The 16,452-nt window shown below is 63.5% G+C and carries 13 protein-coding genes; 6 read left to right on the forward strand and 7 right to left on the reverse strand.

From position 1 onward, the window contains the following. Positions 1–185: 185 nt before the first annotated feature. Positions 186–1,970, forward strand: coding sequence for a methyl-accepting chemotaxis protein (locus QM996_RS15635; RefSeq protein WP_500268251.1), 1,785 nt, complete (start codon positions 186–188; stop codon positions 1,968–1,970). A 138-nt stretch (positions 1,971–2,108) separates the two neighbouring features. On the opposite strand, the gene QM996_RS15640 is transcribed toward QM996_RS15635, so the two are convergent. The 7 genes from QM996_RS15640 to QM996_RS15670 all read right to left on the reverse strand — a co-directional run bounded on the left by QM996_RS15640 (position 2,109) and on the right by QM996_RS15670 (position 10,692). Then, positions 2,109–2,342, reverse strand: a complete 234-nt coding sequence (locus QM996_RS15640) for a formate dehydrogenase subunit delta (protein WP_247959481.1) — start codon at positions 2,340–2,342, stop codon at positions 2,109–2,111. After that, positions 2,332–3,171, reverse strand: a complete 840-nt coding sequence (fdhD, locus tag QM996_RS15645) for a formate dehydrogenase accessory sulfurtransferase FdhD (RefSeq protein ID WP_500268252.1) — start codon at positions 3,169–3,171, stop codon at positions 2,332–2,334. The genes QM996_RS15640 and fdhD overlap by 11 nt, the downstream gene beginning before the upstream one ends. Positions 3,172–3,412: 241 nt before the next feature. Continuing rightward, positions 3,413–6,292, reverse strand: a complete 2,880-nt coding sequence (gene fdhF / locus QM996_RS15650) for a formate dehydrogenase subunit alpha (protein ID WP_500268253.1) — start codon at positions 6,290–6,292, stop codon at positions 3,413–3,415. 232 nt (positions 6,293–6,524) lie between these two features. Next, positions 6,525–8,081 (reverse strand): formate dehydrogenase beta subunit, encoded by a 1,557-nt coding sequence (locus QM996_RS15655; RefSeq protein ID WP_500268254.1) that lies wholly within the window; start codon positions 8,079–8,081, stop codon positions 6,525–6,527. Further along, complete coding sequence (locus QM996_RS15660) at positions 8,078–8,557, reverse strand: formate dehydrogenase subunit gamma (protein WP_500268255.1); 480 nt, start codon at positions 8,555–8,557, stop codon at positions 8,078–8,080. The genes QM996_RS15655 and QM996_RS15660 overlap by 4 nt, the downstream gene beginning before the upstream one ends. A 178-nt stretch (positions 8,558–8,735) precedes the next feature. Beyond that, a complete protein-coding gene (locus QM996_RS15665) occupies positions 8,736–9,632 on the reverse strand; it encodes a LysR family transcriptional regulator (RefSeq protein WP_500268256.1) in 897 nt (298 codons plus the stop codon). A gap of 292 nt (positions 9,633–9,924) precedes the next feature. After that, positions 9,925–10,692 (reverse strand): SDR family NAD(P)-dependent oxidoreductase, encoded by a 768-nt coding sequence (locus QM996_RS15670; protein ID WP_500268257.1) that lies wholly within the window; start codon positions 10,690–10,692, stop codon positions 9,925–9,927. Between the two features lie 172 nt (positions 10,693–10,864). Here QM996_RS15670 and QM996_RS15675 point away from each other — a divergent pair, with 172 nt between their 5' ends. The 5 genes from QM996_RS15675 to QM996_RS15695 all read left to right on the forward strand — a co-directional run bounded on the left by QM996_RS15675 (position 10,865) and on the right by QM996_RS15695 (position 16,439). Further along, positions 10,865–11,629, forward strand: a complete 765-nt coding sequence (locus QM996_RS15675) for a DeoR/GlpR family DNA-binding transcription regulator (RefSeq protein WP_500268258.1) — start codon at positions 10,865–10,867, stop codon at positions 11,627–11,629. Positions 11,630–11,760: 131 nt separating this feature from the next. After that, the gene (gene glpD / locus QM996_RS15680) at positions 11,761–13,278 is read left to right on the forward strand and encodes a glycerol-3-phosphate dehydrogenase (protein WP_500268259.1); all 1,518 of its coding nucleotides are present in this window, start codon (positions 11,761–11,763) and stop codon (positions 13,276–13,278) included. 129 nt (positions 13,279–13,407) lie between these two features. Next, on the forward strand, positions 13,408–14,478 hold the full coding sequence (locus tag QM996_RS15685; RefSeq protein WP_500268260.1) for an ABC transporter ATP-binding protein: 1,071 nt from the start codon (positions 13,408–13,410) through the stop codon (positions 14,476–14,478). Between the two features lie 21 nt (positions 14,479–14,499). Then, positions 14,500–15,570 carry an ABC transporter ATP-binding protein gene (locus tag QM996_RS15690; protein ID WP_500268261.1) on the forward strand — a complete coding sequence of 357 codons (1,071 nt, stop codon included), beginning with the start codon at positions 14,500–14,502 and terminating at the stop codon, positions 15,568–15,570. Positions 15,571–15,572: 2 nt separating this feature from the next. Beyond that, on the forward strand, positions 15,573–16,439 hold the full coding sequence (locus QM996_RS15695; RefSeq protein WP_500268262.1) for a carbohydrate ABC transporter permease: 867 nt from the start codon (positions 15,573–15,575) through the stop codon (positions 16,437–16,439). Positions 16,440–16,452: the final 13 nt, after the last annotated feature.

Below are 16,452 nucleotides of genomic sequence, written 5' to 3' on the forward strand. Positions count from 1 at the left end.
TCGAACTCTCCCTACGAAGCACGAAGCCGCTGGCCTGGAAGGGTCAGCCGTCGAACGGACCAGACATTTTTCGGCAATCCGGCCTTTGTCCTTGTCCAGAGAGCTGCGCCGCTTTTGGCCCCGCAAACCCTGTCGACAGCACGCACGAAGCCGGCTTGAACAACGAACCAGATCAGAGGGTTATCATGTTCGCTCTCGGAAAAATCGCGGACGCGCGCCAGATCGTCGCCGCACTTTCAAAATCGCAGGCCATCATCCAGTTCGACCTGACCGGCAAGATCCTGACCGCCAATGAGAACTTCTGCCAGGCTCTCGGCTATGGCCTTTCGGAAATCGTCGGTCAGCATCATCGCATGTTCTGCTCCGCCGAATACGCCCAGACGCCGGAATACCGCGACTTCTGGGCTCGGCTCGGCCGCGGCGAATTCGACGCCAATGCCTACAAGCGCATCGCCAAGGGCGGCCGCGAAATCTGGATCCAGGCGACCTACAACCCGGTCTTCCGCAACGGCAAGCCTTACAAGGTCGTGAAACTCGCAACCGACATCACCGCCGCCAAAGCGCGGGCAACCGAGGATGCCGGCAAGCTCGACGCGATCTCCCGTTCCCAAGCGGTCATCGAGTTCACCCCCACAGGCGAAATCCTTGCGGCCAACGAGAATTTCTGCGCCGCACTCGGTTACAGCCTCTCCGAAATCCAGGGCAAGCATCACAGCATGTTCTGCGAACCGAATTACGCCCGTACCGCCGAATATGCCGACTTCTGGAAACGCCTCGCCGCCGGCGAATTCTTCTCCAATGAGTTCGTGCGCTACGGCAAGGGCGGCAAGGAGATCTGGATCCAGGCGGCCTACAATCCAATCCGCGACGTGAGCGGCAGGGTCTACAAGGTCGTGAAATTCGCGACCGATGTCAGCGAGCGCATGAGCGCGATCAATAGCCTCGGGGCCAGCCTGAGGGCGCTCGCCGAAGGCGACCTGACCCGAAACCTCGACACGCCCTTCGTGCCCAGCATGGAAGCGGTGCGGACCGACTTCAACGGGGCGACCGCCAAGCTGCGCGAGGCGATGCGGACCGTCGGCGACAACGCCAGCGCAATTGCTTCCGGCGCCCGGGAAATCCGCGCGGCCGCCGACGATTTGTCGAAGCGCACCGAGCAGCAGGCAGCCTCCGTCGAGGAAACCGCGGCGGCGCTCGACGAAATCACCACGACGGTTGCCGACTCCAGCCGCCGTGCCGAAGAAGCGGGCGAACTGGTCGCCAAGACCAAGGCCGGCGCCGAACGCTCCGGCAACGTCGTCAAGAGCGCCATCGGCGCGATGGACCAGATCGAACAATCGTCACGCGAAATCTCCAACATCATCGGCGTCATCGACGACATCGCCTTTCAGACGAACCTCCTCGCGCTCAATGCAGGCGTCGAAGCGGCACGCGCCGGTGAAGCCGGCAAGGGCTTTGCCGTCGTCGCCCAGGAAGTGCGCGAACTGGCGCAACGCTCCGCAAGCGCCGCCAAGGATATCAAGGCGCTGATCGGTACCTCCACCGAGCATGTCAAGAATGGCGTGTCGCTGGTCGGCCAGACCGGCACGGCACTCGAAGAGATCCTGACCCAGGTCCAGGAGATCAACGCCAACGTCTCGGCGATCGTCGAGGCCGCGCGGGAACAGTCGACCGGTCTCAAGGAGATCAACCAGGCAGTCAACTCAATGGACCAGGCGACCCAGCAGAACGCCGCCATGGTCGAGGAAAGCACGGCCGCGAGCCACGCGATGGCCCGCGAGGCGGACGCCCTGCACGAGTTGCTCCGGCAGTTCCGCTACGGTCACGAAGTCCAGGTCATCGACACGCACCGCCATCTCGAAGACCGCGTGCAGCCGACCCGGCTCCATGCAACGGCCCGCGCCATGCGCGGCGGCCAACGAACAAGCCTAGCTGCGGCGCCTGCCGCGGGCGGCTGGCAGAATTTCTGAGCGCACATCCCTGCACCCCGCGCTCGGGAATGGGGAAGGCGGCGACCGGTAGCCGCCTTCCCTAAAATCTTTTCAGATGAGGTATCGACTTGCTTCGAAAAACACCCGGTCGGAGAACCTGCGGGTGATGAACCCAAGCTAGGCGGCTTCCGGGCGCTTGATCTTCGGCGCCGCTTCCAGCACCAGCGGCGTCAGCCCCTCGCCGCCATTGTCGATATGCTCGAACAATTTGCGCCGCATGCGCGGCTCCCAATATTTGTTGATGTGGGTCGCGACGCCCTGGGCCGCTTCGTTCTGCGGCTGGCTCTTGAAGAAGGTGGCGATCTGGTTCGCCATGTAGATCAGCTTGGCGTTGGTGTTGTCATGCGACATCGGCGACGGCTCCGGACTTGATGCGTTCGGCATGGGTGAAAATTTCGAATTCGTCGCCGCGCACGAGCGCAATCAGCGTCATGCCCGCGACTTCCGCCGTGCGGATGGCAAGCGCCGTCGGTGCCGAAATGGCGATGATGACGGAGCTGCCGACAACCGCCGTCTTCTGCACCATCTCGACCGACACACGGCTGGTGACGACGACGGCGCCTTCGCTGCCCTTGAAGCCGGCGCGCGCGGCAGCACCCACCAGCTTGTCGAGCGCATTGTGCCGGCCGACGTCCTCGCGCACGGCGATCAGGCCGTGCCCAGGCACATAGAAGGCGGCACCGTGCACGGCACGCGTCTCGAAATGCAGCGGCTGCTGGCCGTTGAGCAAGGCCACGGCCGACACCACATCCTCCTGCGACAGCGTCAGCTTCGAACGGGAAACGTCCGGCGTCGGCCGCACTGCCTGCTCGATCGATTCGATGCCGCACAGGCCGCATCCGACCGGACCCGCCATGTGCCGGCGACGCCGGCGGAGCATATCATTCTCTTCGTCGCGAAGCGCGATCTGCAGGTCGATGCCGAGATTGTCCGCAACCGTCTCGGCGACGACCTCGACCGCTTCGATCTGGTCGTGATCCGTGATGATGCCTTCGGTCAGGCTGAAGCCGACGGCGAAATCCTCGAGGTCGCCGGGCGTCGCCATCATCACCGCATGCGTCGAGCCGCCATAGGTGAAGGCGACAGGCGTTTCCTCCGGCACGGCGCGGGAACCCTCCCGCAGCGCGCCGTTGCGGCGGGCCGTCTCGGGAACGGTCCGGGATGTCTTAAACGTGGTCATCACTTGGCGGGGCGCCGAGCCGGCTACCCCCCTCTGCCCTGCCGGGCATCTCCCCCACAAGGGGGGAGATCACAAACAGGCATTGTCGCCCCCTGTCTCGCACCCCCACATCGCGGAGATGAACCGGCGCCGAACACAAGGTCGAACGAGAGGCGATGGCGCGCGCCCAGCCAATCTCCCCCCTTGTGGGGGAGATGCCCGGCAGGGCAGAGGGGAGTGAACGCCACGCGCACATGGGAGATTACTCCGCCGCCTCCAGCTTGCCGGCAATCCGGCGCGACTGGCGGGCCTGTTCGTCATAGTCCACCTGCCAGTCGGACGGACCGTTCGACGGCATCACCTGCACCGCCGTCACCTTGTATTCCGGACAGTTGGTGGCCCAATCGGAGAAGTCGGTGGTGATGACGTTCGCCTGCGTCGACGGGTGGTGGAAGGTGGTGTAGACGACGCCGGGCGCCACGCGATCGGTGATCAGCGACCGCAGGGTCGTCTCGCCGGCGCGGCTCGCGAGCCGGATCCAGTCGCCATCGCGGATGCCGCGCTGTTCGGCATCGTGCGGATGGATCTCCAGCCGGTCCTCCGCGTGCCAGGCGACATTGTCGGTGCGCCGCGTCTGGGCACCAACATTGTACTGGCTGAGGATGCGGCCGGTGGTGAGCAGCAGCGGGAAGCGCGGACCGGTGCGCTCGTCGGTCGCGACATATTCGGTGCGGATGAACTTGCCCTTGCCGCGCACGAAACCGTCGACATGCATGATCGGCGAACCTTCGGGATGCGCCTCGTTGCAGGGCCACTGCACGGAGCCCATCTTGTCGAGATAGTCATAGGAGACCAGCGCGAAGCTCGGTGTCGTCGCAGCAATCTCGTCCATGATCTCGGACGGGTGGCGATAGTTCCAGTCAAGCCCCATCGCCTGGGCGAGCTTCTGCGTGACCTCCCAGTCGGCATAGCCGTTCTTCGGCGTCATCACCTTGCGCACCCGGTTGATGCGGCGCTCGGCATTGGTAAAGGTTCCGTCCTTTTCCAGGAAGGTCGAGCCCGGCAGGAAGACGTGGGCATAGTTCGCGGTTTCGTTGAGGAAGAGGTCGTGCACGACGACGCATTCCATCGCGGCGAGACCGGCGGCCACATGCTTGGTGTCCGGATCCGACTGCAGGATGTCCTCGCCCTGGATGTAGAGGGCCTTGAAGGTGCCGTCGACGGCGGCATCGAGCATGTTGGGGATGCGCAGGCCAGGCTCGCTGGAAATCTCGACGCCCCAGAGCTTCTCGAAAGTCTCGCGGGTGGCATCGTCTGAGATATGGCGGTAGCCCGGCAGTTCGTGCGGGAACGAACCCATGTCGCAGGAGCCCTGCACGTTGTTCTGGCCGCGCAGCGGGTTCACGCCGACACCCGGCCGGCCGATATTGCCGGTGACCATGGCGAGGTTGGCGATCGCCATGACCGTCGTCGAGCCCTGGCTGTGCTCGGTGACGCCGAGACCATAGTAGATCGCACCGTTGCCGCCGGTGGCATAGAGCCGGGCGGCGCCGCGCACGAGTTCGGCCGGCACGCCGGTGTAGGCTTCGGTCGCCTCCGGGCTGTGATACGGTTCGGCGACGAAGGCGGCCCAATCCTCGTACTCCGACCAGTCGCAGCGCTCGCGGATGAATTTCTCGTCAGCAAGCCCTTCGGTGACGATCACATGCGCCATCGCCGTCAGGATCGCGACATTGGTGCCGGGCTGCAGCGGCAGGTGATAGGCGGCTTCCACATGCGGCGAACGCACGATGTCGGTGCGACGCGGATCGATGACGATCAGCTTGGCGCCTTCGCGCAGCCGCTTCTTCAGCCGTGAGCCGAAGACCGGATGGCCGTCGGTCGGGTTGGCGCCGATGATGACGGCGACGTCGGTGAACTCGACGCTGTCGAAATTCTGCGTGCCGGCCGACGTTCCGAAGGCCTGGCCGAGACCGTAGCCGGTCGGCGAATGGCAGACGCGGGCACAGGTGTCGACATTGTTGTTGCCGAAGCCGGCGCGCACCAGCTTCTGCACCAGATAGGTCTCTTCATTGGTGCAGCGCGACGAGGTGATGCCGCCGACGGAATCACGGCCGTACTGGTACTGGATCCGGCGGAACTCGGAGGCCACATGCGCATAGGCCTCCTCCCAGGTGACCTCACGCCAGGGGTCGGTGACCTTCTCGCGGATCAGCGGATTGAGGATGCGGTCCTTGTGGTTGGAATAACCATAGGCAAAGCGGCCCTTGACGCAGGAATGGCCGCGGTTCGCCTGGCCGTCCTTCCACGGCACCATGCGCACCAGTTCCTCGCCGCGCATTTCCGCCTTGAACGAGCAGCCGACGCCGCAATAGGCGCAGGTGGTGACAACGGAATGTTCCGGTTGGCCGATCTCGATGACCGATTTTTCCGTGAGCGTCGCCGTCGGGCAGGCCTGGACGCAGGCGCCGCAGGAAACACATTCCGACGACATGAAGTCTTCCGCCATGCCGGCTGAAACGCGGCTGTCGAATCCGCGGCCGCCGATCGTCAGTGCAAAGGTGCCCTGCACTTCCTCGCAGGCGCGCACGCAGCGCGAGCAGACGATGCATTTCGCCGGGTCATAGGTGAAATAGGGATTGGACTCGTCCTTGGGCATCCACTTGGCGTTGATCTCGCCATTGTTGCGCGCGGTGACGTGGTTCTCGCCGTCGTAGCCATAGCGCACGTCGCGCAGTCCGACGGCGCCGGCCATGTCCTGCAGTTCGCAATCGCCATTGGCTGCACAGGTCAGACAGTCGAGCGGGTGGTCGGAGATGTAGAGTTCCATCACCCCGCGGCGAACGTCCTTCAGCCGCGGCGTCTGGGTGGAGACTTCGATGCCGGCCGCAACCGGCGTCGTGCAGGAGGCCGGCATGCCGGCGCGTCCCTTGATCTCGACAAGACAGAGCCGGCAGGAACCGAAGGCATCCATCATGTCGGAGGCGCAGAGCTTCGGCACCTCGATGCCCGCATCCATCGCCGCGCGCATGATCGAGGTACCCTCGGGCACGGTGACCTCGCGCCCGTCGATCGTCAGCGTCACCAGCTTTTCGGACTTGGAAGCGGGAGTGCCGTAGTCGATTTCATGAATGAGGGACATTAGCGGGCCTCCAGAGAAGATGCGTTCAAGAGGGCGACGTTACCCCCCTCTGGCCTGCCGGCCACCTCCCCCACAAGGGGGGAGAAAAGATCAGGCGCACGTTGCGTAACGATTGAAACGCTCGGCCTGCGGAACCGTTCCTGCCAGGGCGAGAGGTCAGCCAAGAGTCGATCTCCCCCCTTGTGGGGGAGATGCCCGGCAGGGCAGAGGGGGGTGAACTCCATCGCCTCGATCATTCCGCAGCCTCCACCACCGGTGCCGGCTGAAAATCATCCGGGAAATGGGTCATGGCACTCATGACCGGATAGGGCGTAAAGCCGCCAAGTGCGCAGAGCGAACCGAACTTCATCGTGTTGCAGAGATCGGCAAGCAATTCGCGGTTCTTCTCCGGTTCGATGCCGGCAGCGATCTTGTCGGCGACCTCGACGCCGCGCGTCGAACCGATGCGGCAGGGCGTGCACTTGCCGCAGCTTTCGACGGCGCAGAATTCCATGGCGAAGCGCGCCTGGTGCAGCATGTCGACCGTATCGTCGAAAACGACGATGCCGGCATGGCCGATGAGGCCGTCACGCGCGGCAAAGGCCTCGTAGTCGAACGGCGTGTCGAACAGCGCCCGCGGGAAGTAGGCGCCGAGCGGACCGCCGACCTGTACCGCCTTCACCGGTCGGCCGCTCGCCGTGCCGCCGCCGATCTGATCGACGATATCGCCGAGCGCCAGGCCGAAGGCGGTTTCGAACAGACCGGCATGTTTGACATTGCCGGCGATCTGGATCGGGATCGTGCCGCGCGATCGGCCCATGCCGAAGTCGCGGTAGAAGGCTGCGCCCTTGTCCATGATGATGGGCACCGAGGCGAGCGAGATCACGTTGTTGATGACGGTCGGACAGTCGAAGAGGCCCTTATGGGCCGGAAGGGGCGGCTTTGCGCGGACGATGCCGCGCTTGCCTTCGAGGCTGTTCAGCAGCGCCGTTTCCTCGCCGCAGACATAGGCGCCCGCGCCGGTACGCACCTCCATGTCGAAGGTCCGGCCCGATCCGAGCACCGAGGACCCGAGCACGCCCGCCTTGCGCGCGATCTCGATCGCCTCTGCCATCACCGCGATCGCATGCGGGTATTCGGAGCGGGTATAAATGAAGCCCTTGGTGGCGCCGGTCGCAATACCGGCGATCGCCATGCCCTCGATCAACACGAAGGGATCACCCTCCATGATCATCCGGTCGGCAAAGGTACCGCTGTCGCCCTCGTCGGCATTGCAGACGATGTATTTGCGGTCACCCGCAGCATCGAGAACCGTCTTCCATTTGATCCCGGTCGGGAAGCCGGCACCGCCGCGGCCGCGAAGGCCGCTCTCGGTCACCTGCGTGACGATATCCTGAGGTGTCAGCGCGATGGCATTGCGCAGACCCGTTAGGCCACCGTGGGCCTGGTAGTCGTCGAGCGACAGGGGATCGATGATGCCACAGCGCGCAAAGGTCAGCCGCGTCTGCTGCTTGAGGAAGGGGATCTCCTCGGTCTTGCCGAGACAGAGCGCGTGATCGCCGCCCTCCAGCAGGCCGGCATCGAGGAGCGAGGCAACGTCGCGCGCCTTGATCGGACCATAGGCGATGCGGCCCTCGGCCGTCTCCACTTCGACCAGCGGTTCCAGCCAGTGCATGCCGCGCGAACCATTGCGCACGATCACCGCATCGAGACCGCGCGAAGCGATCGCCTCGCTCATCGCCGTCACGACCTTCTCGGCGCCGAGTGCCACGGCAGCCGCATCCCGCGGGATATAGATCTTCACCGTCATCGACGCGCCTCCTGAACGAGCACTTCCAGCTCAGTGGCATCGACCCGGGCATGCACCTCTCCGTCGAGCATGGCGGAGGGTGCGCAGGAACAGAGCCCGAGGCAGTAGACCGGCTCCAGTGTCACCGCGCCGTCCGGCGTCGTCTGGTGAAAGTCGATGCCGAGCAGCCGCTTTGCCCGCTCGGCAAGCTGGTCTCCACCCATCGACTGGCAGGCCTCGGCACGACAGAGCTTCAGCACGTGGCGCCCGGCCGGATGCTCGCGGAAGTCATGGTAGAAGGTCATCACCCCATAGACTTCGGCGCGCGACAGGTTGAGCTCGCGCGCAATCAGCGGAAGACATTCCTGCGGCACATAGCCGAACTCTTCCTGGATCCCGTGCAGGATCGGAAGCAGCGGCCCTTCGAGCCCCTTCAGCTCCTCGACGATGGCGAGTGTGGTTTCCGCGATATCGGCGCGCGGCTGATGGATATTCAACAGGAGCCCTCCCGGCTCGTGGACTAGGATGGCAGCACCCGAAACGGGCGGCCGGCCCAGCCGACATTTCGCTTGTCTCACAGAGGCCGTTCCTCAACGCCTCCGGCCATGATCAAAAAGCTTCGCGCTTATGGCCCAATGGGTCAATAAGGCTGTTCCGTCGATCGATAGAAAAAATCTATTGAGCCTGATTTCGTTCGCCGAGAATGCGCGCCTCATGCAGCAGGGCCGAGACGAGCGGCGTAAACGGCTCGCGATGTGTCGCGACCAGGCCAACCGTATGGCGGGCGTCCGGATCGACGATCGGAATCATCCGGATATCCTCGTGAAAACCGAATGATTTCGCGACGTTGAACGGCATGATGCTGGCCCAGCGACCGGTGCGCACATGCGAAAAAAGGACGATCATCGAGTTTGATTCAAGCGTCGGACTGGCAACGGCGCCGGCTTCCGAAAAATGCTGGTTGATGATGCGGCGGTTCTGCATGTCGGCCGTCAATAGACAAAGCCGAACGTCGCTAACCTCTTTCCAGGTCACGCTTTCCCGCTCCGAAAGCGGCGTCCCGGCGGCGGTGACGAGGTGGTAACGTTCGACCTGCAGGGGAACGCTGGTCACCCGGCCGAGCGGCTCGTTCTCCAGGTAGGTCAGTCCGGCGTCGATCTCGAGATTCTCGAGCAACGCCAGGATCTGCACCGATGTCGTCGACTGCACGGAGAAGGTGACGTCCGGGTGCTTTTCCTGGAACGGCGCGGTGATCATCGGCACCATGGCAAGCGTCGTCGGCACCGCCGCCAGGCGGATGTGGCCGGAAAGGCCCTTGCGCGCCGCTCGCATCTCCTCCCGCATCGTCCGGGTATCTCCGACGATGCGGCGCGCCCATTCGAGCACCCGCTGTCCCTCCGGCGTCAGTCCCTGGAAACGCGAACCGCGACTGACGAGCATGACGCCGAGCTGATCCTCGAGCTGACGAATGGCGGCCGACAATGTCGGCTGCGTCACCCCACACTCCTCCGCCGCGCGGCCGAAGTGCCGTTCGCGCGCGAGAACGAGGAACATTTCCAGCTTATCGATCATGCCGAGCCTTCAGAGTTTTTGATTCTGCCCCTTACCCGATTGGGCTGGCTTTTGCCCCTCACCCTAGCCCTCTCCCCGAAGGCGGGGAGAGGGGACGTGCCCCGGTCCTAGCCAGAGAAACACCAGCAGCGCCAAAACTCCTTTTTCCCCATCTGCGCGAGTGCGAACACGCTAGTCTCCGATCAGAACTGAGACGGCGCGGCAGTGTCCCTTCTCCCCGCCCGCGGGGAGAAGGTGGCGGCAGCCGGATGAGGGGCGAACATTGAAACAAGCACATGTTATCGCCTCTCACTCACGCGATCAGTTGTCCGCCATTCACCTCCAGCACCTGGCCCGTGATGTAACCCGACAGCACATGCGATGCGAGGAAGAGGTAGGCCGGCGCACAATCTTCCGCCGTTCCCAGCCGGCCGAGCGGAATGGTCTTGCGGGTCGCCTCCAGCTTTTCCGGCGACGAATAACGCTGATGAAAGTCGGTGGTGATCGTGCCGGGCGAAACGCAGTTGACTCGAATGCCCTCGGGCGCGAGTTCGCGCGCCAGCGCCTTGGAATAGGTGGCGACGAAGGCCTTGGTGGCCGAATAGATCGAAGAGCCGGCACTGCCGCCTGTGACCGCCGAGATCGACACGGTGTTGACGATCGCCGGATGCGTGCCCTTGCGCAGCAACGGCAGCATCGCCCGCGTCATCTCGACGACCGCTGTCTGATTGAGCTGCACGACGGTCCAATATTGTTCGTCGGTGAGCTCCGCCGCAGGAAAGCGACCAACCATCGTACCGGCATTGTTGATGAGGATATCGACGCTTTCGAATCGGCTGCGCACCACCTCGGCCAAACTCTCGACGCCATCCGGCGCCAGAAAATCCGCCGTCACCACATGCGCCCGCCCCTCGGTCGCCGCCGATTCGAGAAAATCGGGCAGCTCGCCGATCGACCGGCCGGCATGGACAAGCACGCGCGCGCCGCAGTCCAGGAATTGCCGCGCGACCTCCAGCCCGATGCCGCGCCCGGCCCCGGTGACGACGACGGTCATGCCCTTGAACAAGGCCGGATGAAACATGTCTTTCCCCTCTTCGCTCCTCGAGCAGCGTCGCCCATCGCCGAAACGAATGCAACGCGCTCCCGCATTTTAAACCATGGCGAAACCGGTTTCACGATAAACGCCAATTTATGAAATTGCGCGACTTTCGTTTTTGCATATTATGAAACAAAACGAAAATGGGGAGGATGGAATGTATCTGACGGGTCGGCAGGCGGAGATCCTGGAACTGGCAAAGAGCGAGGGCCGCGTACTCGTGGAGGAACTGGCCCAGCGCTTTTCCGTCACGCCGCAAACCATCCGAAAGGATCTGAACGACCTCTGCGACGCCAAGGTTCTGAACCGTATCCACGGCGGCGCGATCTTCCCGAGCGGCAAGGAAAACGTCAAATACGATGCCCGCCGCCAGATCGCAGCACCGGAGAAACAGGCAATCGGCAAGGCCGCCGCCGAACTCATTCCCGACAGTGCCTCGCTGTTCATCAATATCGGCACGACGACCGAAGCCGTGGGCGAGGCCCTTCTCGACCACAAGGAACTGATGGTCATCACCAACAATATAAATGTCGCCAATCGTTTACGCGTCTTCCCCTCGATCGAGGTGGTGATCACCGGCGGAGTCGTGCGTGGTTCCGACGGCGGTATCGTCGGCGAGGCCGCCGTCGACTTCATCAAGCAGTTCAAGGTCGATTTCGCCGTCATCGGCGCCTCGGCAATCGACCATGACGGCGCGCTTCTCGATTTCGATTTCCGCGAAGTGAAGGTCGCACAGGCAATCATCGCCAATGCGCGCCATGTCATCCTCGTTTCCGACTCGACCAAGTTCGAAAGAACGGCGCCAGTGCGCATCGGTCACATCTCGCAGGTGCAGACCTTCATCACCGATCGCTGCACGCTCGAAAATGTCAGGAAAATCTGTGCCGAACGGGACGTTCGGCTGATCGAAACCGACGCCTGAGACGGGCGGTTTAGGCACCCCTAAAGATTCGGGGAGCATTCGTTTGACATTCGATATGTTTTCGTTTTAACTGATTTCACTTTCGCTGACGCATCAATTTGTGCGTCGCGAAAAGTGGAGGGGAAACAGCAGTGTCAGAGCAGGCAATCTACGACGTCTTCGTTATCGGCGGCGGCATCAACGGATGCGGCATCGCGCGCGACGCGGTCGGCCGTGGATATTCGGTCGCCTTGGCCGAAATGAACGATTTCGCTTCCGGCACCTCTTCCGGCTCCACCAAGCTCATTCACGGCGGCCTGCGCTATCTCGAGCATTACGAGTTCCGCCTCGTGCGCGAGGCGCTGATGGAGCGGGAAGTGCTCTGGGCGATGGCGCCGCACGTCATCTGGCCCATGCGTTTCGTGCTGCCATACCACAAGGGCGGCCTGCGCCCGGCCTGGCTCATCCGCCTCGGCCTCTTTCTTTACGATCATATCGGCGGCCGCAAGCTGCTGCCGCCGACGGCGACGCTGGACATGAAACGCGATCCGGCCGGCAAGCCGCTGAAGCGCCTGTTCAACAAGGCGTTCGAATACTCCGACGGCTGGGTCAACGACGCCCGCCTGGTCGTATTGAACGCCCGCGACGCCGCCGACCGCGGCGCCGTCATCATGGCCCGCACCCGCGTCGTCTCGGCACGGCGCAACGGCACACTCTGGACGGTCGAGACCGAAAACCAGACGAGCGGCGAACGCAAGACCGTTCGAGCCCGCATGCTCATCAATGCGGCCGGCCCCTGGGTCGACACGGTGCTTTCCGGCGCGCTTGGCAAGAACGACGTCCACAATGTCCGCCTCGTCCAGGGCAGCCATATCGTCGTGAAGAAGAAATTCGACGACCCGCGCGCCTATTTCTTCCAGAACCCGGATGGCCGCATCATTTTCGCCATCCCCTATGAAGAAGACTTTACCCTGATCGGCACCACCGATCGCGACTACACCGGCAACCCGGCCGATGTCCGCATCAGCGATGCCGAGGTCGATTATCTCTGCAAGGCCGCAAGCGAATATTTCCTGGAACCGGTGACGAAGGACGACATCGTCTGGACCTACTCCGCCGTGCGCCCCCTCTATGACGACGGCGCCAGCAAGGCGCAGGAGGCAACCCGCGACTACGTGCTGCGGGTCGAAGGCGACAAGGGTGCGGCGCCGCTGCTCAACGTCTTCGGCGGCAAGCTCACGACCTACCGCCGCCTCGGCGAGTCCGCGCTCGAGAAGATCGGCGAGGCGATCGGCGTCAAGGGATCGAAATGGACGGCCGGCTCGAGGCTGCCGGGCGGCGATTTTCCGGCCCAGGGCTATGCCGATGAAGTCGAAAGGCTGCAAGAGCAGTATCCCTTCCTTGCGCCGGCACACGCGCGGCGCCTGGTGCGCCTCTACGGCACACGCGCCGCCGCGCTCCTCGGTTCAGCCTCGAGCGAGGCCGCACTCGGCCACCATTTCGGCGCGGATCTCTACGAAGTCGAGGTCAGGTGGCTGATGACGAACGAATGGGCGCGGCACGCCGAGGACGTGCTGTGGCGCCGGACGAAATTGGGATTGAAGCTGACGCCCGGCGAGGCGGCAGCACTGGAGGAGTACATGCGGGGAGCGGCCAACGCAGCCGCCTGAAGACCGCATTCTAGGGCATTTCCGGCAAAAGCGCGCAGCAGTTTTGCGTCCGGAAATGCGAAAAACGACGAGGTAGAGCGTTTCCGCGCTGGGCGTGGAAACGCTCTGGACTGCTGGGTGGAGAATTCGATGCTTGAAATGAAGAAGATATCCAAGGTCGTAGGCGGGGAGACGCATATCTACCCGACCGACCTGGTGCTGGAGAGGGGGTCGCTCAACGTGCTGCTCGGCCCGACCCTTTCCGGCAAGACGTCGCTGATGCGGCTGATGGCCGGTCTCGACAAGCCCGCCTCCGGCTCGCTGATCTTCGACGGCACCGACGTTACCGGCCTGCCCGTGCAGAAGCGCTCGGTCGCCATGGTCTACCAGCAGTTCATCAACTATCCGGCGATGACCGTCTATGAGAACATCGCCTCGCCGATGCGCATCAGCGGCGCCGATGCCGCCACCATTGACCGCGAAGTCCGCAAGGCAGCCGAGCTGCTGAAGCTGACACCCTATCTCGACCGCACGCCCTTGAACCTCTCGGGCGGCCAGCAGCAGCGCACCGCGCTGGCGCGCGCCATCGTCAAAAATGCCGATCTCGTGCTGCTTGACGAACCGCTCGCCAATCTCGACTACAAGCTGCGCGAGGAACTGCGCGAGGAACTGCCGAAGATCTTCGCCGCTTCCGGCGCCATCTTCGTCTATGCCACCACGGAGCCATCGGAAGCTTTGCTGCTCGGCGGCAATACGGCAGCCCTCAGCCAGGGTCGCGTCACCCAGTTCGGCAAGACGATCGACGTCTATCGTCGTCCGACCGACCTCATCACCGCCCGCACCTTCGCCGACCCGCCGCTGAACACGATCGAACTCGTCAAGACCGGTTCGCTCTTTGCGCTCGACGGCAAGTCCGTACTGACGGTCCCGGCGCATCTGGCGGCGATTGCCGACGGTCCCTGCACCGTCGCCTTCCAGCCGCACCACATCTCCTTCGACCGGCCGAATGGCGGCGGCGATGCGCTTGCCGTGAAGACCGCGATCTCGGAGATCGCCGGATCGGAGAGCTTCATTCACGTCGGTTTCGCCAATGCGCGCTGGGTCATGCTGGCACCGGGCATTCACGACATCGAACCGGACGCGACCCTCGAGGTCTTCGTCGACACCCGCCATCTCATGGCCTTCGGGCCTGATGGACGCGCCATTGGCGGCGCGGCCTAAAGGAGGCGCTGGGAGGAAAACATGGCACGCATCGATCTGGAACATATCCGCCACGCCTATGGCGCCAAACCGAAGTCGGAAAACGACTACGCGCTGAAGGAAGTGCATCACGAATGGAACGACGGCGGCGCCTATGCGCTGCTCGGCCCGTCCGGCTGCGGCAAGACCACGCTGCTCAACATCATCTCCGGCCTGATCAACCCGTCCGAAGGGCGCATCCTCTTCGACGGCAAGGACGTGACGCATCTCTCCACCCAGGAACGCAACATCGCCCAGGTGTTCCAGTTCCCGGTGATCTACGACACGATGACCGTCTACGACAATCTGGCCTTCCCGTTGCGCAACCGGCACGTGCCGGAAGCCGAGGTCGACCGCCGCGTCAAGGAAACGATCGAGATGATCGGTCTCGGCGGCTGGGCGAAGAAGACCGCCCGCGGGCTTACCGCCGACCAGAAGCAGAAGATCTCGCTCGGCCGTGGCCTCGTGCGCAACGACGTCAGCGCCATTCTGTTCGACGAGCCGCTCACCGTCATCGATCCGGAAATGAAGTGGGTGCTGCGTTCGCAGATCAAGCGGCTGCACAAGCAGTTCGGCTTCACCATGGTCTACGTCACCCACGACCAGACCGAGGCACTGACCTTCGCCGACAAGGTCGTCGTCATGTATGACGGCCAGATCGTCCAGATCGGCACGCCGGCCGAGCTCTTCGAGCGCCCGCGCCACACCTTCGTCGGCTACTTCATCGGTTCGCCGGGCATGAACGTGCTGCCGGTCAATCTCGACGGCAACACCGCCACTGTCGGCGGCGAACATGTGGCCTTGAACTTCCTGCCCAAGGTCAAGGCCGGCGCCAAGACCGAGCTCGGCATCCGCCCGGAATTCGTTTCGATCGGCCGCGAGGGCATGCCGGTCGCGATCACCAAGGTCGAGGATATCGGCCGCCACAAGATCGTCCGCGCCCGCTTCGCCGATCAGCCGATCTCGATCATCGTCGACGAGGACGGCGAGATCCCCGCCGATCCGCGCGTCCGCTTCGATCCGAAAGCCATCAACATCTACGCCGATTCCTGGCGCGTCGGCGAGGAGGCCTGACCATGGAGAAAACCTGGAACAACAAGGCCTGGTTCATGGTGCTACCGGTCCTCGTGCTGGTCGCCTTCTCGGCCGTCATCCCGCTGATGACCGTCGTCAACTATTCGGTCCAGGACACCTTCGGCAACAACGAGTTCTTCTGGGCCGGCACCGACTGGTACGTCCAGGTGCTGACGTCCGACCGGTTCTGGGATGCGCTCACCCGCAACCTGATCTTCTCGGCGATTATCCTCGCGATTGAGATCCCGCTCGGCATCGTCATCGCGCTGAACATGCCGAAGAAGGGTCTCGGCGTGCCGGTCTGCCTCGTCCTGATGGCGTTGCCGCTGCTGATCCCGTGGAACGTCGTCGGCACCATCTGGCAGGTCTTCGGCCGCGTCGACATCGGCCTGCTCGGCCGCACGCTCGAAGGCATGGGCATCAACTATAACTACGTGCAGAACCCGGTCGCCGCCTGGGTGACGCTGATCGTCATGGACGTCTGGCACTGGACGAGCCTCGTCGTGCTGCTCTGCTATGCCGGCCTCGTCTCGATCCCGGACGCCTACTACCAGGCGGCCAAGATCGACGGCGCCTCGCGCTGGTCGGTGTTCCGCTACATCCAGCTTCCGAAGATGAAGCGCGTGCTTTTGATCGCCTTCCTGCTGCGCTTCATGGACAGTTTCATGATCTATACCGAGCCCTTCGTCGTCACCGGCGGCGGCCCGGGCAACTCCACCACCTTCCTGTCGATCGACCTCGTCAAGACGGCCATCGGCCAGTTCGACCTCGGTCCGGCGGCAGCGCTATCGATCATCTACTTCCTCATCATCCTGCTGCTCTCGTGGATCTTCTACACCGTGATGACCACGAGCGACGCGCAGGGCTGATAAAGTCGGGAGG

Origin of the sequence: Sinorhizobium chiapasense (genome assembly GCF_045277575.1) — a bacterium.
Taxonomy (GTDB): Bacteria; Pseudomonadota; Alphaproteobacteria; order Rhizobiales; family Rhizobiaceae; genus Ensifer; species Ensifer chiapasense_A.